Raw genomic sequence first — 19,332 nt, forward strand, 5'->3', positions numbered from 1 at the left:
TTCGTTATGCTACGCCCTTTTTACTAATGCGTCAATTATAACGTTTTTAAGGCGGCAAAGGAATATAAAATATGATATTGTGAAATATATCACAATCATATATACTCTATTTATGGATACTTTGTGAACAGTAAAACAACCATTTGGAGAAGGAGCTTACTATGCGAAATTTAGTGTTATTAGGCGGTGGCTATGGCAACATGCGTATTTTATTACGTCTATTGCCAAATAATTTACCTGAAGATATGCAAATCACTTTAGTCGATCGTACGCCGTTTCATAGTTTGAAAACAGAATTTTATGCTTTAGCTGCAGGTACTTCAACAGATAAAGATATGCGTGTGAATTTTCCACAACATGAACGTTTGAAAGTCGTTTATGGCGAAATCGAAGGTATTGATTGTGAGGGCAAGTTTGTAAACCTTGAGGGAGGCGAACAAATTGCTTATGATGAGTTAGTGATTGGTTTAGGCTGTGAAGATAAATATCATGGTGTGCCAGGCGCGGAGGAGCACACATATAGTATTCAAACCATTGGCAAATCACGCATTACATTTAACGCAGTGTGTGGATTGCCATCAGGCTCTACAGTAGCTATTGTTGGTGCAGGCTTGAGCGGTATTGAGATGGCAAGTGAGTTACGCGAAAGTCGTTCAGACTTAAATATTAAATTATTTGACCGTGGTGAGCGTATTTTAAAAGATTTCCCTGAGAAGTTAAGTAAATATGTGAAGCAGTGGTTTGATAAACATGATGTGGATGTTATCGCAGGTTCTAATATTACTAAAGTAGAGCCTAATAAAATATATAATCACGATGAAGTAATTGATGTAGATGCTGTCGTATGGACAGCAGGGGTGCAACCTGTGAAGATTGTGCGTGATATGGATGTTGAAAAAGATAAATTTGGTCGCCCAATTGTGACACAATATTTCTACACGCCAGCAGACGAGAATGTCTTTGTAGTGGGAGACTGTGCTTCTTCAGATTTAGCACCAAGTGCCCAATTAGCAGAAGAACAAGCTGAGCAAATCGTAAAAGTATTAAAAATGCGCTGGAAAGGCGAAGCGTTACCAGAAAAGATGCCTGATATTAAGTTAAAAGGCTTTATGGGCGCATTAGGGAAAAAACAAGGCTTTGTCTATTTAGCAGATACAACAGTGACAGGGCGCATTGCACGTTTAATGAAATCTGGTCTTTTGTGGATGTATAAACGTCAAAATGACTAACATAGGTTGTATGAAGCTATGTTTTAAAAAATAATGTAGTGTTAAACAGAGCAGGCGCTGACAAATACAATTTGTCAGTGCCTGTTATTTGTATTACACACTTAAACCGCGGTGAAACCTAATGCCTCTAATTTAGTAAAGACAGGCTTTAGCTGAATATAACCCTCACCTATCATCTCATCATTAATTAATACTAATGGATAAAAGAATTCATCTTCATTAATACGATCTGCATAGGATTGGTCACGTTCATTCTCAATTGGTTGTTCAATATCAATGTAGCGCAGTGTATAAGCTTGGTTAGGGTATTTGCGGTCAATGGCTGCCTGTAACCACTCATACGTATCTTTAGAAGATGGCGCATTTACACAACTTGCGCAAATGATCGAAGCACCATAGACTTCAATAGTTGGTGTTGCATTTGTCATAATAAAACATCCTCTCGTAAATTCATTATTGGATTTTCTCAGTCATAAACATTATAATCATTATAAAGAGAGGAGTCGAGAAAAATGGCAGAAATAACAATCAACGATCAAGTACAGGAAGTATTAGATAAATTACGTCCCTTTTTATTACGAGATGGCGGTGACTGTGAATTAGTAGATGTGGAAGATGGCATTGTTAAGTTACGTCTATTAGGTGCTTGTGGCAGTTGTCCAAGTTCTACAATCACATTAAAAGCAGGTATTGAACGTGCCTTATTAGAAGAAGTACCAGGTATTATTGAAGTAGAACAAGTTTTTTAATACAGTAAAGAAAAAAGACATGCTGCTAATGGCATGTCTTTTTTCTTGATATTACAAGAGTTAGTAGTGTACCTTTTCTTTTTCTTCACGAATCAGTTGCCACTGCTCTTTTGCCATGTCAATAATTTTCGGCTCTGTAGCTGTACTTTGTTTTTCAATGATACGAGAAAAGCTGCGAGTGGCTTCGTCTATATCACCAATACGGCGAGACAATTCAGCAATCATATAGAGCATGCGTATTTCAGACATTTGTGTACCACTATAGTCTCCTGTTGAATACGATTCAGCATAGTAATCTCGCGCTAATGTTAAAAAACGTTCCTCTTGTCCCTCATTATTTAAGGAGCGATATAACCAGCCTAGACGCAGCGCTAAACCAGCCATTGCTACATTCTTCTCTTTTTTTAATGTGCCACAAACGAGCGCTAATTTATACGCTTCCATAGCTTGAAAAACAGTGCGTTCGCCATTATACGATCTATGCACCCACTTGTTTGTAATCTCTTGTTGTATAAGGTCTTGTGTCCCAGGCGCAAAGTATTTCGAGAAGTCATCTGTAAAAGAGAAACCACAATGTTCACATACATGCACATTATAGTAAATGCCATTGACCTCTTTATAAATCGGTTGAAAATCAGATGCGGTCTCTACAACTTTAATGAATTTAGTTCGTACTTTAGTCGTAGGAAAAATTTCTTTGCAATGAAGGCAAGTTATGTCTTTATCATAATAAGGCGTTAATTCCATAGGTTATCCCTCTTTTGTCGTAGTTATTTTGTATGTATTATTTCATTATAACAGTTAATTTGTAAGAGGCGAAGTAGTTGCACCCTTTTAAAAAAAGCTGATATGATAGTAAAAAAGGAAAGTCGGTGAATACTATGACAGTAACAAAATCAGTAGTTATGATTACTGAAGAAGCATCGTTTCGTATTAAAGAGATGATGGAACATAATGAAGAACAAGATGCCTTTTTACGTATTTCCGTTAACGGAGGTGGTTGTAGCGGGCTTTCTTATGGTATGACATTTGACCAAAACAGTCAGGAAAATGATGTATTAGATGAGCAATTTGGTATTGCCATTATAGTAGATAAAGAAGATGCAGCCATTCTAGAAGGTACAAAAGTAGACTATAAGCAATCACTTATGGGTGGCGGCTTCACCATCGATAACCCAAATGCCATTGCATCATGTGGTTGCGGCACAAGCTTTAAAGCCGCAGCACGCCCAGCAGAAGAACAACCATGTGAATAATTAGAGCGCAACAAGCGTAAATGAGTAAGAGGTAGGGGGCACGTTGATGCCCTTTACCTTTTTTTGTAAATGAAAAGTTGATTTCTTATGGTTAAGTGATCATATGCATTCTTTTTAGTAAAAGCATATATAGGTAGCGGGTACGCTGTGAATGATACTTACTATTAAGCCATTAAATGCGTAAAAAATACGCAAAGTGAACCAATTTTAATACAATAGCAATTGTGAAGATTTTAGTCACGATAATGCCTTGCATTCGTCATATTTTATTGTAGAATAATGATTTGTAGTGTTTTTTGTTAAAAGTGAGCGAAAAATAGCGCAAGCGTAGTAGTCTTGTTCATTGGAGAAAAAAAGACAGGGGGATTTTTGGTATTTATTCTGTTGAAATCAATCCACAAAAGGTCTAATATAGAAGATAGGATTTTTGTCGAAATATTGTCGACCTAGCGTGATGATAAAAGCAAGCGCTTTACGCTAGTACAATACATTTAAAGGTGGTTTTGATTCAAGTGAAGAGACCGACAATTTTAGTTTTAGGAGCGGGCTACGGTGGTTTAACAACTGTTGTAAACTTGCAAAAATTAGTTACGCCAGATGAGGCAAACATTGTGTTAGTGAATAAAAATGACTACCACTATGAGTCAACATGGTTACATGAAGCAGGCGCAGGAACGATTGATGCTGATAAAGCACGCTATGATGTAACAAGTGTAATTGATAAGAGCAAAGTGAAATTTGTTAAGGCATCTGTAACAAACATCGATGTAAACGAAAAGAAAGTTGAAACATCAGAAGGCGAAATGACATATGACTATTTAGTTATTGGTCTAGGCTTTGAAGGTGAAACTTTTGGAATCCCTGGCCTTGATACACATGCGCTAGCTCTAGCAAACTTAAATGCAGCACGTCAAGTACGTGAGCACATCGAGTACCAATTTGCGAGCTGGTCTTTAGATGAAGAAAAAGACGATAGCAAATTAACAATTGTTGTTGGTGGTGCTGGCTTCACAGGTATTGAATTTTTAGGTGAGTTAGGTAATCGAGTGCCTGAGTTATGTAAAGAGTTCGATATCCCACAAGAAAAAGTACGTGTACTTTGCGTAGAAGCTGCTCCAATGGTATTACCAGGCTTTGATGAAGGCTTAGTAGACTATGCTGTAACACAATTAGAGAAAAAAGGTATTGAGTTTTCAATTGGTACACCAGTTGTTGAAGCAACGGAAGAAGGTGTTAAAATTAAAACAGGTGAAGATGAGTTTGACTTTGTAAAAGCAGGTACAGTAGTATGGGCTGCAGGCGTTCGTGGTAACCGTTTAATTGAAACATCAGGAATCGAGAGCGCGCGTGCGCGCGTGCGTGTTGAGCCAGATATGCGTGCACCAGGCTTTGATGATGTATTTATCGTTGGGGATTGTGCATTTATGATTAATGAAGAAGTAAATCGTCCATATCCACCAACTGCACAAATCGCAATGCAACAAGGTGTTCAAATTGCCAAAAATATTAAGGCACTCATGAATAATGAAACGACTGCTAAATTTGTACCAGAATTAAAAGGTTCTGTATGTTCGTTAGGTCATGATGATGCTATTGGTGACGCGATGGGTCGTAAGTTTACAGGTAAAACAGCGTCAGCCTTGAAAAAAGTTATTGATAACCGTGCGTTATATTTAGTAGGTGGCGCAGGTTTAGTGCTTAAAAAAGGTAAATTTAAGTTTTTATAAGTAAGAGGCTATGTTTAAAAGAAGGGAGCATAATATGCTTCCTTCTTTTTTTATGGATATAAGCGGAACTAATGTTCAAAAAAACATTTTCGCTTATAATATAAGAGAGATTGTAGGGGGTATCAAGATGAGTAAGCGAGGCAAGGTTTGGCTTGGTGTGGCAGGTCTAGTTATTAATGATGAGGGCGAGTGGCTAGTCGTTAAAAAATCATATAGCGGACTAAAAGGAAAATGGTCTTTACCCGCAGGTTTTGTTGATGAAGGTGAAACGATTGACGAAGCTGTGATTCGTGAGATTAAAGAAGAGACAGGCATTGATTGTCAGGTAAAAGGGTTAATTGGTTTTCGCACAGGGATTATTCGCGATGAGATTAGTGATAATATGGCAATTTTTTTAGCGACGCCCCGCATAAACCAACCGTTTGTTAAATCTGAGCGCGAGTTATTAGCTTGTGAATGGCGTACGCCTAAAAGCCTAGTAACAGATCACTTAACATCTGCTATGCTTAAAGAGATGGCAAGTAGCACACCGCATGAGACGCAATTTTGTGTAAATGAAACAGTAGACCCAGGTGATATTTTTGGCTACACCAGCTATAAATTGTTTTTTTAAAATATGTCCAAATGATAGCAAATGAGTGGAATGCGTTGAAAGCGCTCTAACTATCAGTTAAACTAATGAGAGGAAAATGGAGGTATTACATCGGTATGGGCGGTTCAATATCAATTATTCAACTAGTAATTTCAACGCTTTTATTCTTTGTTATGTTTTTTGGCATTGGTTTCTTAATCAATATGTTATTACGCGTGACTTGGTTTATGGCGTTCTTGTATCCTCTTATCGTAGTATTTATTATTGATAAGGTGAAGATGACGGATTATATTTTTAAACCTAAGACAGCTTTCCCAGCGCTATGGGATAATTTTATCTCCTTAAAACTAGCTGATATTATTATGCTAAGTGGTGGTTTAGCAGGCGCTATTGTAGCTGGTATTGTAATGATTATTTTACGTAAAAGCGGCTATCGTATGTTCTAAAAAGAGTGTGGGGAGCAATCTCTGCCTCTTTTTTTAATAAAACATATGATCGGCTGTAATAAAATCAAAAGCGTGTCTCTGAAAGGGGGACATGCTTTTTTATTATGCAAGATAATAAAAAGTGGCGGCAAAAATGATACCGCTAATGGCACCAGCTACAACCTCGCTACGCTTGTGACCTAATAGAGTTTTTAACTCTTCTTGTTTTTCACGAGCGTTTAATGAGGACCAATTATTGATTTGTTTAGTTAATGTATCAAAGTCTTTTCGTAGTTCGTTAAGTAACGTAGCATGTTTACCTGCTTCAAAGCGTACACCACTAGCATCATACATAACAATGATAGCAAACATTAATGCAACAGCAAAGATGGGAGAGTCTAAGGAAGTTTCAAATGCAACGGCTGTTGCTAAGCTTGTGACAGCAGCAGAGTGTGAGCTAGGCATGCCACCTGTGGATGTTAATAAGGACCATTGCCATGTGCGTGTAGCTAAGTAATGGATAGGTATTTTTAAAATTTGTGCAAAGCCTATCGCCAGTAAGGCTACAAGTAGTGGTGTATTATCTAAAATGGTCATATCAGACACCCTCCCATAAGCATAATCTTGTAGCTAGTATAGCATTCCAAGTGATAAAATATCGTAAATTTACACTAAATTAAAAAGATTGCTATAATAGTTAATGTAATAGATTAAAGGAGGCAGAATCATGCAAGTTAATAAAAATGAAACAACATTTGACACATTAACATCAGACCTACTAATTGTGGGTGCACCAAAAAATCGCCAACAGTGGGAAGCTTTCTATGCTTACTTCGGTGAGGAAATTAACACGTGGTTTAAAGAGGGCGATATTAGTACAGAAACTAAAAAAATTACTAAAATCCCTGTAACAGGCAAAAATATTAAACGTATTCTTTTCGTAGGTTTAGGTGATAATAAATCATTATCTGAAAAGACATTACGAGAAAGTTTTGGTGTAGTTGGTAAAGCCATTAAAGAAGTAAAAGCAGAAAGTATTGGCATTTGGCTCGCTTCTTTTGCTACAGCACAAATTGAGCGAGAAGATGTAGCCTATCTTGCAGGTGAAGGTCTAGGTTTAGGTTATTATACAGTAGAAAATTATAAAACAACGTCCAATGAGCCAGACGTGTCACTACAACAAGTAAGCTTAGTAGCAACAGCGGATATTGACGAAGTAGCTGGCGCATTTGAAGCAGGTGTGATTTATGCAGATGCTACCAACTATGCAAGACGATTGATTAATATGCCACCTAATCTTTTAACAGCAACAAAATTAGCCGATTTTGCCCAACAATTGGCAGAAAAATATGACTTTGAAGTAGAGATTTTAAATAAAGCACAGCTTGAAGAGATGGGTGCAGGTGGTATTTTAGCCGTTAACCAAGGGTCAGTTGAAGAACCTCGCCTTATTACATTACGTTATAAAGCAACAGCTGATTTTACAGATGTAATTGGTTTAGTTGGTAAAGGTGTAACGTATGATACAGGTGGCTACTCTTTAAAACCAGGGCCATCTATGGTAGGTATGAAAGGTGATATGGGCGGTGCTGCCGCTGTACTAGGTGCTATGCAAATTGTTGGGGAGATGCGACCTAACCAAAATGTAGTAGCTGTCATTGGCGCAACAGACAATATGATCTCAGGTCAATCTTTAAAGCCAGATGATGTGATCACAACATTAAGTGGTAAAACAGTGGAAGTATTAAATACTGATGCGGAAGGACGTCTTGTGTTGGCGGATGCTACAACGTATGCTAAGCAACAAGGTGCTGATTATTTATTTGATGTTGCTACATTAACGGGTGGTGTTATTGTGGCACTCGGTATGGATAAAACAGGTGCTTTAACAAACGACGAAGCATTCTTTGAAGACTTCATGTTATCTACAGGTGAGACAGATGAATTTGTATGGCGCTTACCTTTAACAGAAAGTGATAAAAAGCGCATTCGTAAATCAGAATTTGCTGATTTAAACAATTCACCAGGTCGCGATGGTCATATGATTTTTGGTGGCGGTTTTGTTGGTGAGTTTGCTGAAGAGACACCGTGGATTCATTTAGACATTGCAGGGACATCCGATGCTGAAGCCCCTTATGATTTAGGGCCAAAAGGCGGCACAGGTGCTATGGTGCGTACGTTAGCGAGCTTTATCGAACGCAAAGGTGCTGAGAAGTAAGATTCACTAACGTGAAACATTTAACATAATAATAGGCACGGGCAAATTTTATCTCGCCCGTGCCTATTTATTTTATTTTATTTTATACCTTGTTCTTTTTTCATGCGTTCGATTTCTGGTCCTAAATCATCTTTAACCGTACCTTTCCACGGCTTAATGCCTGCAATGTACGAAGACCTACTCATAATGTGACCACCAACAGGGCCAGTAATAAATAAAAATAAGACACCTAATAAAATGCGTGGATTAAAATGACCTTCAATTAACCAAAAGTAAAGAAACACCCCAATTAATATACACATTACACCTAAAGTAGCACTTTTAGAAGCGGCATGTGCACGTGTATATAAATCGGGAAAGCGGATTAAACCAATTGCCGTCACCACAATAAAGAGTACACCGACAGAGATAAAGAAGACAATTAAAATATTAGCGAGAATTGTCACGTTTAATAATGTCTCCCTTCTCTATAAATTTTGAAAAGGCTACCGTACCAATAAACGATAAAATAGCTAATAATAAAATAATCTCTAAATAAAAGCTTGTTTCTGCAAAAATAGAAAATAAACCGATTAAACTAATTAATGCAACACCAATAGAGTCAAGTGCAACAACACGGTCGGCAGAAGAAGGGCCCTTTACCATACGAATGACGATAGGTATCATAGCAATCATAATGACTACAATAGAACCCCAAATAAAATACGTCATGACTTTGTCACCTCCATGATGGCTTTTTCAAATGAATTTTTAATATCATCAATTGCTTCATCCACATCATCTATATCAATAGCATGGATGTATAATGTTTTAGCATCATCTGAAATATGAACAACAATTGTACCAGGTGTGAGTGTAATTAAACTCGATAATAACGTAATCTCCCACTCTTCTTTTAGCTCGATTGGTAAGGCAAAGAAGGCAGGTTGCATATTTAACTTAGGACTGAGCGCAAGCTTTAATACTTGAACATTTGCCATAATTAATTCTTTAATAAACAGTAATGTTAATTTAATTAACGCCCATACTCTAACAAGATAAATGCGTTGTTTAAAGAAGCGGCGCATCATAATAATCGCTAACATGCCTAATAAAAAACCAATTAAAAAGCCTGATGCTGTAAAGTTAGAGGACAAAAACATCCAAATGAAAGCAAGGGTAAAGTTTAATAAAATCTGAAATGCCATCGTCTATTCCCCCTTAAATACCGCATCAATATAAATCGAAGGGTCCGCTAATGTTTTCCCTGCATCATTCATAAATGGTGTTAGCCATTCTGCCCCTACACCATATGCTATAGAGATGATAATAACAATCGCTGTTGGAATAAATAATTGTGTAGTTTGCTTTTTTGAGAGTATAGGTTTTGTCGGTTGTTCTTCTCCCCAAAAGGCATAAATAAAGATGCGAATAACAGATAATAATACGAGCAAACTAGATGCGAGTATAAAAATACTTGTACCTAAGTTACCCGCTTCAAAGCCTCCTTTAGCGATTAATAGTTTACCAACAAAACCGCTGAGAGGAGGGATGCCGGCTAATCCAAATGCAGCAATTAAATAAAACCAACCTAACACAGGGCTTGAGCGCATTAGTCCACCCATTTTACGTAAATCAGTCGTCCCCGTTTTATACACAATAATACCAATCAACATAAACAAGGCAGCTTTGATAATCATATCGTGTATTAAATAAAACATAGCCCCTGTTAAGCCATCTTCATTCATTTGTGCAACGCCGAATAAAATGACCCCAACTGCAATTACAATATTATAGATAATAATTTGTTTAATATCGAAGTAAGCTAGTGCACCAATACAGCCTGCAATAATTGTTAATACCGACAACCATAATAACAATTCATGTGTGTAACTTAAATCATGGATAAAGAATAAAGTGTACGTACGCATAATCGCGTATACACCTACTTTAGTAAGCAATGCACCAAACAGTGCTAATACAGGTGGCGGTGCTGCTGCATACGAAGTAGGCAACCAAAAGTATAGCGGGAAGATGGCTGCTTTTAAGCCAAAGACCAGTAAAAACAACACAGCAATCGTTGTAATAATACCAGGCTGATTCACTTCAGCGATTTTTAGTGCAATGTCTGCCATATTTAATGTTCCAACAACTGAATATAAATAAGCTACACTAATCACAAATAGCGCAGATGAAATTACATTAATCAAAATATATTTGATTGAACCTGCCAATTGTTTTTTTGTGCCACCTAAGACGATTAACACATAAGATGCCATCAATAGCACCTCGAAAAATACAAAGAGGTTAAAAATATCGCCTGTTGTGAACGCACCATTGACGCCTGTCAAAATCATCATGATAGCAGGGTAGTAATAAAAATGTTCACGTGCTGTACCAATAGAGTTAAAGCCATACCATACAATAAATATCGCTAATAATAATGTCGTCGTGACAAGTAGAGCAGACACCATATCAGATACCATCGTAATGCCAAAAGGCTCTGGCCAACCACCAAAAGTAACAGTTTGCACGCCGTCATTTTTAACTTTAAATAATAAAGCAACCGCACAGGCAAACGAAATGATTAATCCAATCATTGCCCCTCCACGTTGAAAACGCAGACTTTTTTGTCCAAATAGCAAAATCATACCAAAGAAAAAAGGAATGATGATCGGTAGTAATAAAAAGTTATTCATCGTCTTCACTTCCTCCTTTCATAGCACTAATATCATCTGTATCAAGCTCTTGATAAGAGCGATAAGCTAACACAAGGAAGAAGGCTGTAACCCCAAAACTAATAACAATAGCTGTTAAAATCAATGCTTGTGGTAAAGGGTCAGCAAAATCTGTTACCCCGTCTGTTAACACAGGAGGTGCTTTACCATCTAATCCTCCCATAGTTAAGATGAGGAGGTGGGCACCATGGCTAAGTAGCCCTGTACCGATAATAATACGTAACAAACTACGAGACAGCATTAAATAAACAGCTGCTGTAAACAATAAGCCAATAACAAAAGCCATAATGATTTCCACTATTCATCCTCTCCAATCGTTTGAATAATGGTCATCGTAACGCCAACTACTACTAAAAAGACCCCTGTATCGAAAAGCATAGCTGTGTGTAACGATGTTTTACCGATTAACGGTAAGGTAAAGTAGTCAAAATAGTGCGTAAAGAAAGGGTCACCTTTAAACATAGGGAAGGCAGCTGTTGCTAAAGCAAGCAACAAACCAATGCCAATTAACGTTGTATAGTTGACAGGGATCACGGTACGCACGGTTTTAATATCAAAGGCTAATACAAGTAATACGATGGCACTAGAGGCGAGTAATCCACCTACAAAGCCCCCACCAGGTGTGTAATGTCCAGCTAAAAAGATGTGAATGGCAAAGAAGAAGATGATAAAGAAGACAATCTTCGCTGTAAACTGAATAATCATATCATTTGTTTTCATGGCCATTCCCCTTTCTTGTGAGACGTAATTTAATCATGGCAAAAATCCCAATACCAGCAATACTTAACACAGCAATCTCAAATAATGTATCAAAGCCACGATAATCGACTAAAATAACATTTACGATATTACCACCACCAGCAAGGGTAGCTACAGTTTCTTCATAATATTTAGAGATAGAAGGAAACAGTTTTTGAGATTGTGCAGACAACGCAACTAATGTGACCATAGCTCCGACAGCTAATGAGACGACAGCACGATTGACTTGAAAACGCATGCGCTCATTAATTTTAGTCAACTTAGGTAAGTGATAAAATGCTAATAAAAATAGGGCTACAGATATGGTTTCAATGACAAGCTGTGTTAACGCTAAGTCAGGCGCATTAAAGATAACAAAGAATAAAGCCACTGTATAACCGACAGAGCCAAGCCCAATAATAGCTGTGAGTCGTGACTTTGCAATTAATGTTGTCACGACACCAATCACCAATACAATAATTAAAATAATTTCATATAAGCGAATAGGTGCTGTACCTTCAAACGAGAATGAAAAGGCATCAGTCACAAATAAGGTTGTGATTACAATGACACTAATAGCTGTAAACATGTATAACAAATATTGGCGCATCGAATCACGCATGTATGAGCGAGATACTTGATTCATGCCTGTATCAAGCCCTATCATCATCATGTCATAAGCATGATTTAACGTGAATTTTTGTGGCCAAAGTTGATACAGAGGTTGCCATTTTTTTAATGTGCTAAATAATAAAGCACCTAATCCGACAATCCCTAATGTCAGATATAATTCGGGTGTAAAGCCATGCCATGCGCTCACGTGAATATCAATAGCAGCAGCTGATGCATAAAAGGGTTGGAAGGCGAGCATAGCAGGTTTCACAAATAAATCTCCAATCACATTCGGAATAAAGAAGATAAGAATGACAAATGAAGCTAATAAAATAGGCGAAACAAGCATACCAATTGGCGCTTCATGTACAGTATCCGCATATTTTTCGTTTCTTTTCTTTATAAAGGTGTGACAGACGAAATAAAAACTATACACAAATGTGAAAACACTAGCCATAAAAGCAAGCACAGGGAACAAAATGCCCCATGTATTAAAATTGAATAATTCAAACTCTTTAATCGCAAGCATGGCCGTTAAGAACATTTCCTTACTTAAGAAACCATTAAAAGGAGGCAGTCCAGCCATTGAAAAACTTCCAATAGCAGCTACAGTAAAACTGAGAGGCATAATACTCATTAAGCCACCAAGTTTGCGAATATCACGTGTACCTGTTTCGTGGTCTACAATGCCTGCAATCATGAACAAACTGCCTTTAAACGTAGCATGATTAATTAAATGAAAGACAGCAGCAAAAGCAGCAAAGCGGAATATGCTATTACTTACATCATCAACATGGAATGTGATAGCGCTTGCTCCTAATAGACTCATAATTAAGCCAAGTTGGCTCACAGTAGAGAATGCTAAAATCCCTTTTAAATCGGTTTGTTTAACAGCAAAGAAAGAACCCCAACATAATGTCAACAATCCGATACCAGCTACTAACCAAATCCACACCTCAGATAAGGCAAAGATAGGTGTAAAACGAGCGACTAAATAAATGCCAGCCTTAACCATGGTAGCGGAGTGTAAATAAGCACTGACAGGTGTTGGCGCTTCCATCGCGTCTGGTAACCAAATATAGAAGGGGAATTGTGCTGATTTTGTAAAAGCACCTAACAAAACGAGTAATAAAGCCCAAATAAAGTAGTCATGTGAAGCGAGTTGTGGGGCTTGCGCTATTAATTCTCTAATGGAGAAAGTATCACCCATAATACCTAATAGTAAAAAACCACCAAGCATAAACAGACCGCCACCGACTGTAATCATCATCGATTTTAAAGCACCAAATCTTGATTTATCACGGTTATACCAATAACCGATAAGTAAAAATGATGAAATTGAAGTAAGCTCCCAAAAGAAATACAGGGAAATTAAATGGTCTGACTGTACCACACCAAGCATGGCACACATAAACAAGAGCAAATAAATATAAAAGTTATGCAATTGTTCTTTTTTCTTATCCAAATAAAAGATGGAATAAAGTACAACGAGAGAGCCAATCCCCGTAATAAGTAACGAGAATAATAAGCTGAGACCATCTAAATAAGAAACAAAATTAATACCGAGAGATGGAATCCACTCTAAGCTTCCTGTAAACACTTGTCCGCGAGCAACATCAGCAATGTATGTGCTGTAAACGATGACTAATGAAGCGGGCACAAGCAACACAAACCAGCCTGTGTGAACATTTTTTATTGATTTAAATAAAAAAGGTATGAATACAGCGGCAAGCATAGGAATGAATATAAAAAGTACTTGTGTCAAAAAAATCCTCCTTTGTGTATTCATTAAAAGCGTTAAAACCACGTTTATTATATATCATTTTTCTGCGCTGTGCATGTTGAAACGGGAATTTACTCTTGCTAAAAGGGACTGAAATTGGATATGATAGGAAGGGAATTTACAACTATACATATATGAGGGAACTGCATGAAAAATCCGTATTTTTTTGGTTTTTTACCACTTGTGACAATTTTATTTTTTAGTATGTCATTCGGCATTTTTGCCGTAAATGAGTCATTACTCTTGTTTAAGAAGATAGGCATTTATGCTGCAATGCGTGAGTTTTTAACGGACTTTGAGTTGCGTACTTTTTTATTCATTTGTTTTATTGTGCTGTTTTTTATGTTATTTGCTGCAATAAAACTTATTGGTGAAACTGTGCACGCAATTGGTATGCTGTTCTTTGCTAAATTCACAGAGGAACAACCATTTATTGATACTCGCAGTAGTTATGTGGTGTTATTTATTGGGGCTTGTGTTTCCTTTATTGGTATGAATCATTTATTCTTATTATTAAGTGTTAGTGCGATTACAATTATTGCGTATTTTATTGTTGTAATGGCGAGACTAACCACTAACTTATCCTTTTTTAATGTACTATTATTATTGCTGTTTGAGTTTGTGATTTATACGGTTATTATTTTAGGTATTGCTTATGCGGTGGTGAAGTTATACAATACATTGCTAGCAAGTTTGCCCTTTTAAAGATGACAAACAAAAGGTAGCGTTCCTTAGGAGCGCTACCTTTTTAGTTATTCTATAGTGATGGATAAGATATGATGGTGTAAATATTTTTTCTCTAGCCATTCCATATTGCGTGGCGTATCATAACCGAGCCAAACAGCACTCGTATAACGGTCAGATAAACCAGCAATCCAAAAGTCTTTGTAATCATTAGTAGTGCCTGTCTTAGCCCCAACATAGCTTGTGTTTGTGTATACTTTTTTTGCAGTACCATTATTCACAACGTCTGCTAACATTTGTCGCATGTAACGTGTGGTACGCCCTGACCAAACGTAGTCAAGTTTATCATCCCATTTATACAATACATTTCCTGCCGTATCAGTGACTTGTCGAATGGCGCGAGCAGGCATATAAGAACCATCAATAAAGCTCGTATAAGCATCTGCAAGTTCATCTGTGCTAATGCCAACAGTTAGCCCACCTAATGCCGTTGCAAAGTTTTCATCTTGTGGGACAAGGTGCTTAAAATTAAATTGCTGTAAGTATTGATAGCCAGTTGATAAGCCGATAGTATTTAACAGGCGAACAGCAGGCGTATTATAACTATAGCGAAATGCTGTCATAATAGGTACTTCACCATAGACAGCATTCCCGTAGTTGCGGGGACAATAATTGCCAATACAATACCGGCCTGCATTAACATAAGACTGTGGTGTATAGGATGTTGTCTCAAATAATGGTGCGTATACCATTAAAGGCTTTAAGGTAGAGCCTGGTTGACGCACAGCTTGATAGGCACGATTAAATTGTGTAGGTGCATACTGATTGCCGCCATAAATACTTACAATCCCTCTTGTGGTATTGTCAATGGTTGTAACTCCAGACTGTAAATCACCACCCAATACACGATTAATAGCAGCTTCATCACGTGCTTGTTTATCAGGTCGTAAGTTAGTTTGAATATTTACGCCAGATTGTAGTAAATAATGCACGCGTTCATCAAGTTGTTTTTCAATAGCTAATTTGCTATCTTCAGTTTTGGCTTTTCTAATGCGTTCTGTGTAATTTTCTTTGGCACCAACAAGTTGTGTAAATTCATGTAAAGCATAAGAAGCATAGGCAGGCGCTTTTTCTAATTTTGGTTTGACATTCAATGTGATGACTTGAGCCTTTTCTGCTTCAGCTTGTTCAAGAGAGAGCACATTATGTTTAGCTAATACATCAATTAACATTTCTTGACGTGCTTTTGTGTTATCAAAATGAATTAATGGATTATAGTGAGATGGATTATTAGGGATGGCAGCTAAAAATGCCACCTCTGCTGTTGTGAGTTGTTGGATGGGACGTTGGAAATAATATGTTGCAGCACCACCAATACCATAAACTTGATTACTATAATACATTTCATTTAAATAAGCTGTTAATATTTGTTCTTTTGTTAATACTTTTTCGAGCTCATACGCATAAAACAATTCTAACACTTTTCGTTCATATGTTTTTTCTTCATTAAGATAACGCATACGTACAAGTTGCTGTGTGATGGTACTACCACCTTGTCCCTTAGCACCACTACCAGAGTTTGCCACAAAGGCTCGTGCAATGGCACTCACATCAAAACCAATATGGTCATAAAAACCAACATCTTCACTTAATAAAACAAGCTGTTGGGCAATTAAAGGTGTTTCTTCTAATTGTAAAGGGACACGCCACTCGGCATACGTTTCGTAAAATGGATTATTATTCTCATCAAATAATGTGACCGGTATTGCATTATGTATTTCAGGTAATTCTATGGAGGCTTGAATTTTTTCCTCCCGTTCTTGTGCTACATACCACTCACCAAATAATTGCTCTGTAATATACCAGACAAGCCCGCCACAAAGCAAAATAGTAAGGATGCCCATTAGTTTTCTCATAGTAAACCTCTTTCTCGTCAAACATTACCAAATTTATTATATGATGTATCACTCGCTTATGCCTACTCTTTTGGGCAAAATAATGAAATTTGTCAGTTAAGCAACCCATAATTGTGTGAGGTATGATAAACTGAAAGCAGTTAATCGGGCATTATTGTATTAATGTAATTTAGGCTAAAAGGAGAGACAAATATGTTTCCACAACTAACAACAGAATTATTAGAGGGCGAAGTATTAGTACAAATGAATACAAATAAAGGTTCAATGAAAATTAAATTGTTCCCTCAACATGCACCAAAGACAGTAGAAAACTTCTTAGGTCACGCTAAATCAGGTTATTATAACGGTATCATTTTCCACCGTGTTATTCCTAATTTTATGATTCAAGGTGGCGACCCAACAGGTACAGGTATGGGTGGCGAATCGATTTGGGGCGACTCTTTTGAAGATGAGTTCTCTATGGAAGTATTTAATTTACGCGGTGCATTATCTATGGCAAATGCAGGGCCTAACACAAACGGCTCTCAATTCTTCATTGTACAAAATAATGAAGCACCCGCTTCTAGTGATCAACTAGAAAAAGGTGGTTGGCCTAAAGAAGTAGCTGAAGCATATGAAAAGAACGGTGGCACACCACATTTAGATCAACGCCATACAGTATTCGGTCATGTTGTGGAAGGCATGGACGTAGTTGACGCAATTGCAGGTGTTAAAACAGCTCGTGGTGATAAGCCAAAAGAAGATGTTGTCATTGAGTCAATTGAAGTTTTTGAAAACTAAAATGACAGGAGGTTGTGTAAATGAACGCACTTACGATTTTAATGCCGTTCCTTTACTTCCCTGAAGACAAATCAGAATATATCCCAGCAGCAATTTCGTTCACAATCTTTATGATTATATTATTTTTCGTTTTCCGTTGGGTGCTGAAAATTTCACGCAAACAAGCAGCAGAAGCGAAAAAAATTGAAGAACGTGTGTTAAAAGATAAAGATATTAATCATATGTCTTAAACCTATAAAACCGACTTGTACATCATGTACAAGTCGGTTTTATTATTGCGTATTAGTTTTCGTCGTGTGGTATTTAAGCTAAAGCTTTTTTAAAACGGGCAATCGCTTCTTCGGCTGTTGCGAGTGGACAGGCTAGATTCATCCGCAGGAAGCCTTCACCTTCAACGCCATATTTTGTACCAGGTTCTAAAGCTAATTTGCCAACAGTGAGTAAGCGTTGCATTATTTCTTTTTCACTTAATCCAGTAGCGCGGTAATCAATCCATAATAAATACGTACCATCAGGCTTTAAAGCCGTCACACCATCTATTGTAGAGAGTTCACGAATGACAACATCCATCGTATGACTGATGTAATCGAGCATCGCTAAGCGCCATTCCTCACCTTCTTCAAATGCAGCTCTTGTTGCTTCAACAGCAAGGACATTAATCCCACCTTGTCCATTTGCTGTTGCATAGGACTCAATTAATTCACGCTTATTCGCATCATGTACAATCATAAAGGCACTTTGTATGCTGGCTAAGTTAAAGGTTTTGGTTGGTGCCATACATGTAATAACCCGATTAATCTCATCGCCAGCAACAGTAGCTATAGGAATATGTTGATGCGGTTGAAATACAAGGTCTGCATGAATTTCGTCTGATATGATTAACACATCATGCTTTGCACAGAGGCGCACTATTTCTCGTAATGTAGCTTCATCCCACACCATGCCACCTGGGTTATGAGGGTTGCACAAAATATATGCTTTTGCTTTTATTAATTGTTGTTCAAATGCGTCGAAATCAAAATGATAATGCCCATTTTGTTCAACTAGCGGACACGTAAGTAAGGTACGATTTAAGTTTGTTGGGATGAAATAAAACGGATGGTACACAGGTGGTGATATGACGATAGCGTCACCTTCTTTTGTCAACGCTGCAATAACATTAGCAAGTGCAGGTATGACACCATGTCGGAATAATAGTTCATCTTTTTTAACAGTGTAGTGATGATGTGTAGCTAACCAGTTAATAATAGCTAGGTAAGTATTATCACAAATATTACTATAGCCAAATACGGGGTGTTCTAATCGTTTAGTGATAGCTGTTGTCACACATTGAGGTACAGCAAAGTCCATATCAGCTACCCACATAGGTAAAATATCTTCGATTGATGTGAGTTGATAGATGGGCCCAAAATTGTCCCACTTTAATGAGTTTGTATGTCTACGTTCAATAACGTTATCAAAATTAAACAAGCACTAACACTCCCTTTTTTTTGTTACTATGTTATCATACGATTATTAAATAAGATACTAGGTGAGTAGAACATGGAGAATATTAAGATGAATCGTACAGCAGTACAGCTTGTACAACAGTGGGATCCATTTCAATTAGGTGAAGGAGAATATGATACTGAGGCAGCAGATATTGTAGCGGCATTACAAGCAATGGATGACCCTAGCGACTTAGGAAAGCGTATTCAAGAAGTATTTGAATATTCATTTGAACAATGGTTGCCGTTAGAAGACTGTGTGACCTTAGCATATAAACTTATTGCTGTAAAATTTGAAGCAAAATGTATTATTTAAGCGCTCAATAAACAAGAAGAAAAAAGTGGTAAAGGCAGTAAGTGCGGTTTGTCTTTACCACTTTTTATAATTTTACTTCTCATTTATGACACAATAATTGAGT

23 protein-coding genes are annotated in these 19,332 nt (G+C 37.3%); 11 read left to right on the forward strand and 12 right to left on the reverse strand.

Features of this window, described 5'->3' with window-relative positions; genetic code table 11:
* Positions 1-161 precede the first annotated feature (161 nt).
* Positions 162-1,229 carry an NAD(P)/FAD-dependent oxidoreductase gene (locus tag IEW44_RS09435; protein ID WP_188614797.1) on the forward strand — a complete coding sequence of 356 codons (1,068 nt, stop codon included), beginning with the start codon at positions 162-164 and terminating at the stop codon, positions 1,227-1,229.
* A gap of 101 nt (positions 1,230-1,330) precedes the next feature.
* On the opposite strand, the gene IEW44_RS09440 is transcribed toward IEW44_RS09435, so the two are convergent.
* The gene (locus IEW44_RS09440) at positions 1,331-1,657 is read right to left on the reverse strand and encodes a YuzD family protein (RefSeq protein WP_188614798.1); all 327 of its coding nucleotides are present in this window, start codon (positions 1,655-1,657) and stop codon (positions 1,331-1,333) included.
* A gap of 84 nt (positions 1,658-1,741) precedes the next feature.
* Between IEW44_RS09440 and IEW44_RS09445 the strand changes: the two genes are divergently transcribed.
* Positions 1,742-1,978, forward strand: a complete 237-nt coding sequence (locus tag IEW44_RS09445; RefSeq protein ID WP_188614799.1) for a NifU family protein — start codon at positions 1,742-1,744, stop codon at positions 1,976-1,978.
* A 60-nt stretch (positions 1,979-2,038) separates the two neighbouring features.
* On the opposite strand, the gene IEW44_RS09450 is transcribed toward IEW44_RS09445, so the two are convergent.
* Positions 2,039-2,725 carry a DUF2225 domain-containing protein gene (locus tag IEW44_RS09450; RefSeq protein ID WP_188614800.1) on the reverse strand — a complete coding sequence of 229 codons (687 nt, stop codon included), beginning with the start codon at positions 2,723-2,725 and terminating at the stop codon, positions 2,039-2,041.
* Between the two features lie 134 nt (positions 2,726-2,859).
* Between IEW44_RS09450 and IEW44_RS09455 the strand changes: the two genes are divergently transcribed.
* From IEW44_RS09455 to IEW44_RS09470, 4 genes are all read left to right on the forward strand, one after another.
* A complete protein-coding gene (locus IEW44_RS09455) occupies positions 2,860-3,234 on the forward strand; it encodes a HesB/IscA family protein (protein WP_188614839.1) in 375 nt (124 codons plus the stop codon).
* Between the two features lie 512 nt (positions 3,235-3,746).
* On the forward strand, positions 3,747-4,961 hold the full coding sequence (locus tag IEW44_RS09460; RefSeq protein WP_188614801.1) for an NAD(P)/FAD-dependent oxidoreductase: 1,215 nt from the start codon (positions 3,747-3,749) through the stop codon (positions 4,959-4,961).
* A 127-nt stretch (positions 4,962-5,088) separates the two neighbouring features.
* Complete coding sequence (locus IEW44_RS09465; RefSeq protein ID WP_188614802.1) at positions 5,089-5,574, forward strand: NUDIX domain-containing protein; 486 nt, start codon at positions 5,089-5,091, stop codon at positions 5,572-5,574.
* A gap of 95 nt (positions 5,575-5,669) precedes the next feature.
* A complete protein-coding gene (locus IEW44_RS09470) occupies positions 5,670-5,999 on the forward strand; it encodes a YuiB family protein (RefSeq protein ID WP_188614803.1) in 330 nt (109 codons plus the stop codon).
* A 102-nt stretch (positions 6,000-6,101) separates the two neighbouring features.
* Here the strand turns inward: IEW44_RS09470 and IEW44_RS09475 are convergent, their stop codons facing one another.
* Positions 6,102-6,575 carry a divergent PAP2 family protein gene (locus IEW44_RS09475; RefSeq protein WP_188614804.1) on the reverse strand — a complete coding sequence of 158 codons (474 nt, stop codon included), beginning with the start codon at positions 6,573-6,575 and terminating at the stop codon, positions 6,102-6,104.
* A 130-nt stretch (positions 6,576-6,705) separates the two neighbouring features.
* Between IEW44_RS09475 and IEW44_RS09480 the strand changes: the two genes are divergently transcribed.
* Positions 6,706-8,196, forward strand: a complete 1,491-nt coding sequence (locus IEW44_RS09480; protein ID WP_188614805.1) for a leucyl aminopeptidase — start codon at positions 6,706-6,708, stop codon at positions 8,194-8,196.
* A 77-nt stretch (positions 8,197-8,273) separates the two neighbouring features.
* Here the strand turns inward: IEW44_RS09480 and mnhG are convergent, their stop codons facing one another.
* The 7 genes from mnhG to IEW44_RS09515 are packed head-to-tail and all read right to left on the reverse strand — an operon-like array spanning position 8,274 to position 14,028.
* A complete protein-coding gene (mnhG, locus tag IEW44_RS09485) occupies positions 8,274-8,642 on the reverse strand; it encodes a monovalent cation/H(+) antiporter subunit G (RefSeq protein WP_188614806.1) in 369 nt (122 codons plus the stop codon).
* On the reverse strand, positions 8,626-8,907 hold the full coding sequence (locus tag IEW44_RS09490; protein WP_188614807.1) for a Na(+)/H(+) antiporter subunit F1: 282 nt from the start codon (positions 8,905-8,907) through the stop codon (positions 8,626-8,628). Before IEW44_RS09490 ends, mnhG begins: the two co-directional genes overlap by 17 nt.
* Complete coding sequence (locus IEW44_RS09495) at positions 8,904-9,383, reverse strand: Na+/H+ antiporter subunit E (protein ID WP_188614808.1); 480 nt, start codon at positions 9,381-9,383, stop codon at positions 8,904-8,906. Before IEW44_RS09495 ends, IEW44_RS09490 begins: the two co-directional genes overlap by 4 nt.
* A gap of 3 nt (positions 9,384-9,386) precedes the next feature.
* The gene (locus IEW44_RS09500; protein ID WP_188614809.1) at positions 9,387-10,874 is read right to left on the reverse strand and encodes a Na+/H+ antiporter subunit D; all 1,488 of its coding nucleotides are present in this window, start codon (positions 10,872-10,874) and stop codon (positions 9,387-9,389) included.
* The gene (locus IEW44_RS09505) at positions 10,867-11,211 is read right to left on the reverse strand and encodes a Na(+)/H(+) antiporter subunit C (protein ID WP_188614810.1); all 345 of its coding nucleotides are present in this window, start codon (positions 11,209-11,211) and stop codon (positions 10,867-10,869) included. The genes IEW44_RS09500 and IEW44_RS09505 overlap by 8 nt, the downstream gene beginning before the upstream one ends.
* Positions 11,211-11,633 carry a Na(+)/H(+) antiporter subunit B gene (locus IEW44_RS09510; protein ID WP_188614811.1) on the reverse strand — a complete coding sequence of 141 codons (423 nt, stop codon included), beginning with the start codon at positions 11,631-11,633 and terminating at the stop codon, positions 11,211-11,213. The genes IEW44_RS09505 and IEW44_RS09510 overlap by 1 nt, the downstream gene beginning before the upstream one ends.
* Positions 11,620-14,028: a Na+/H+ antiporter subunit A gene (locus tag IEW44_RS09515; RefSeq protein WP_308421637.1), complete on the reverse strand. Its 2,409-nt coding sequence runs from the start codon at positions 14,026-14,028 to the stop codon at positions 11,620-11,622. The genes IEW44_RS09510 and IEW44_RS09515 overlap by 14 nt, the downstream gene beginning before the upstream one ends.
* Before the next feature lie 165 nt (positions 14,029-14,193).
* Between IEW44_RS09515 and IEW44_RS09520 the strand changes: the two genes are divergently transcribed.
* Positions 14,194-14,751, forward strand: a complete 558-nt coding sequence (locus IEW44_RS09520; RefSeq protein WP_188614813.1) for a DUF5366 family protein — start codon at positions 14,194-14,196, stop codon at positions 14,749-14,751.
* Between the two features lie 47 nt (positions 14,752-14,798).
* Here the strand turns inward: IEW44_RS09520 and IEW44_RS09525 are convergent, their stop codons facing one another.
* On the reverse strand, positions 14,799-16,646 hold the full coding sequence (locus IEW44_RS09525) for a transglycosylase domain-containing protein (protein WP_188614814.1): 1,848 nt from the start codon (positions 16,644-16,646) through the stop codon (positions 14,799-14,801).
* Between the two features lie 192 nt (positions 16,647-16,838).
* On the opposite strand from IEW44_RS09525, the gene IEW44_RS09530 reads away from it, so the two are divergent.
* Together IEW44_RS09530 and IEW44_RS09535 are read left to right on the forward strand one after the other, a co-directional pair.
* Positions 16,839-17,426: a peptidylprolyl isomerase gene (locus IEW44_RS09530; protein WP_188614815.1), complete on the forward strand. Its 588-nt coding sequence runs from the start codon at positions 16,839-16,841 to the stop codon at positions 17,424-17,426.
* Positions 17,427-17,446: 20 nt separating this feature from the next.
* Positions 17,447-17,656, forward strand: a complete 210-nt coding sequence (locus tag IEW44_RS09535) for a hypothetical protein (protein ID WP_188614816.1) — start codon at positions 17,447-17,449, stop codon at positions 17,654-17,656.
* Between the two features lie 73 nt (positions 17,657-17,729).
* Here IEW44_RS09535 and IEW44_RS09540 read toward each other — a convergent pair whose 3' ends face one another.
* Positions 17,730-18,896, reverse strand: coding sequence for a MalY/PatB family protein (locus tag IEW44_RS09540; RefSeq protein ID WP_188614817.1), 1,167 nt, complete (start codon positions 18,894-18,896; stop codon positions 17,730-17,732).
* 72 nt (positions 18,897-18,968) lie between these two features.
* On the opposite strand from IEW44_RS09540, the gene IEW44_RS09545 reads away from it, so the two are divergent.
* Positions 18,969-19,229, forward strand: coding sequence for a DUF1871 family protein (locus IEW44_RS09545; protein ID WP_188614818.1), 261 nt, complete (start codon positions 18,969-18,971; stop codon positions 19,227-19,229).
* Positions 19,230-19,332: the final 103 nt, after the last annotated feature.

This window comes from Lysinibacillus alkalisoli, assembly GCF_014643595.1.
GTDB classification, from domain to species: Bacteria; Bacillota; Bacilli; order Bacillales_A; family Planococcaceae; genus Metalysinibacillus; species Metalysinibacillus alkalisoli.

What these genes read in the sequence shown, in the direction of transcription:
- IEW44_RS09475 (WP_188614804.1), bottom strand. Translation starts at nt 6,575, where the DNA reads ATGACCATTTTAGATAATACACCACTACTTGTAGCCTTACTGGCGATA.
- IEW44_RS09440 (WP_188614798.1), bottom strand. Translation starts at nt 1,657, where the DNA reads ATGACAAATGCAACACCAACTATTGAAGTCTATGGTGCTTCGATCATT.
- IEW44_RS09495 (WP_188614808.1), bottom strand. Translation starts at nt 9,383, where the DNA reads ATGGCATTTCAGATTTTATTAAACTTTACCCTTGCTTTCATTTGGATG.
- IEW44_RS09450 (WP_188614800.1), bottom strand. Translation starts at nt 2,725, where the DNA reads ATGGAATTAACGCCTTATTATGATAAAGACATAACTTGCCTTCATTGC.
- IEW44_RS09435 (WP_188614797.1), top strand. Translation starts at nt 162, where the DNA reads ATGCGAAATTTAGTGTTATTAGGCGGTGGCTATGGCAACATGCGTATT.
- IEW44_RS09510 (WP_188614811.1), bottom strand. Translation starts at nt 11,633, where the DNA reads ATGAAAACAAATGATATGATTATTCAGTTTACAGCGAAGATTGTCTTC.
- IEW44_RS09445 (WP_188614799.1), top strand. Translation starts at nt 1,742, where the DNA reads ATGGCAGAAATAACAATCAACGATCAAGTACAGGAAGTATTAGATAAA.
- IEW44_RS09530 (WP_188614815.1), top strand. Translation starts at nt 16,839, where the DNA reads ATGTTTCCACAACTAACAACAGAATTATTAGAGGGCGAAGTATTAGTA.
- IEW44_RS09535 (WP_188614816.1), top strand. Translation starts at nt 17,447, where the DNA reads ATGAACGCACTTACGATTTTAATGCCGTTCCTTTACTTCCCTGAAGAC.
- IEW44_RS09480 (WP_188614805.1), top strand. Translation starts at nt 6,706, where the DNA reads ATGCAAGTTAATAAAAATGAAACAACATTTGACACATTAACATCAGAC.
- IEW44_RS09490 (WP_188614807.1), bottom strand. Translation starts at nt 8,907, where the DNA reads ATGACGTATTTTATTTGGGGTTCTATTGTAGTCATTATGATTGCTATG.
- IEW44_RS09520 (WP_188614813.1), top strand. Translation starts at nt 14,194, where the DNA reads ATGAAAAATCCGTATTTTTTTGGTTTTTTACCACTTGTGACAATTTTA.
- IEW44_RS09470 (WP_188614803.1), top strand. Translation starts at nt 5,670, where the DNA reads ATGGGCGGTTCAATATCAATTATTCAACTAGTAATTTCAACGCTTTTA.
- IEW44_RS09525 (WP_188614814.1), bottom strand. Translation starts at nt 16,646, where the DNA reads ATGAGAAAACTAATGGGCATCCTTACTATTTTGCTTTGTGGCGGGCTT.
- IEW44_RS09465 (WP_188614802.1), top strand. Translation starts at nt 5,089, where the DNA reads ATGAGTAAGCGAGGCAAGGTTTGGCTTGGTGTGGCAGGTCTAGTTATT.
- IEW44_RS09545 (WP_188614818.1), top strand. Translation starts at nt 18,969, where the DNA reads ATGGAGAATATTAAGATGAATCGTACAGCAGTACAGCTTGTACAACAG.
- IEW44_RS09455 (WP_188614839.1), top strand. Translation starts at nt 2,860, where the DNA reads ATGACAGTAACAAAATCAGTAGTTATGATTACTGAAGAAGCATCGTTT.
- IEW44_RS09500 (WP_188614809.1), bottom strand. Translation starts at nt 10,874, where the DNA reads ATGAATAACTTTTTATTACTACCGATCATCATTCCTTTTTTCTTTGGT.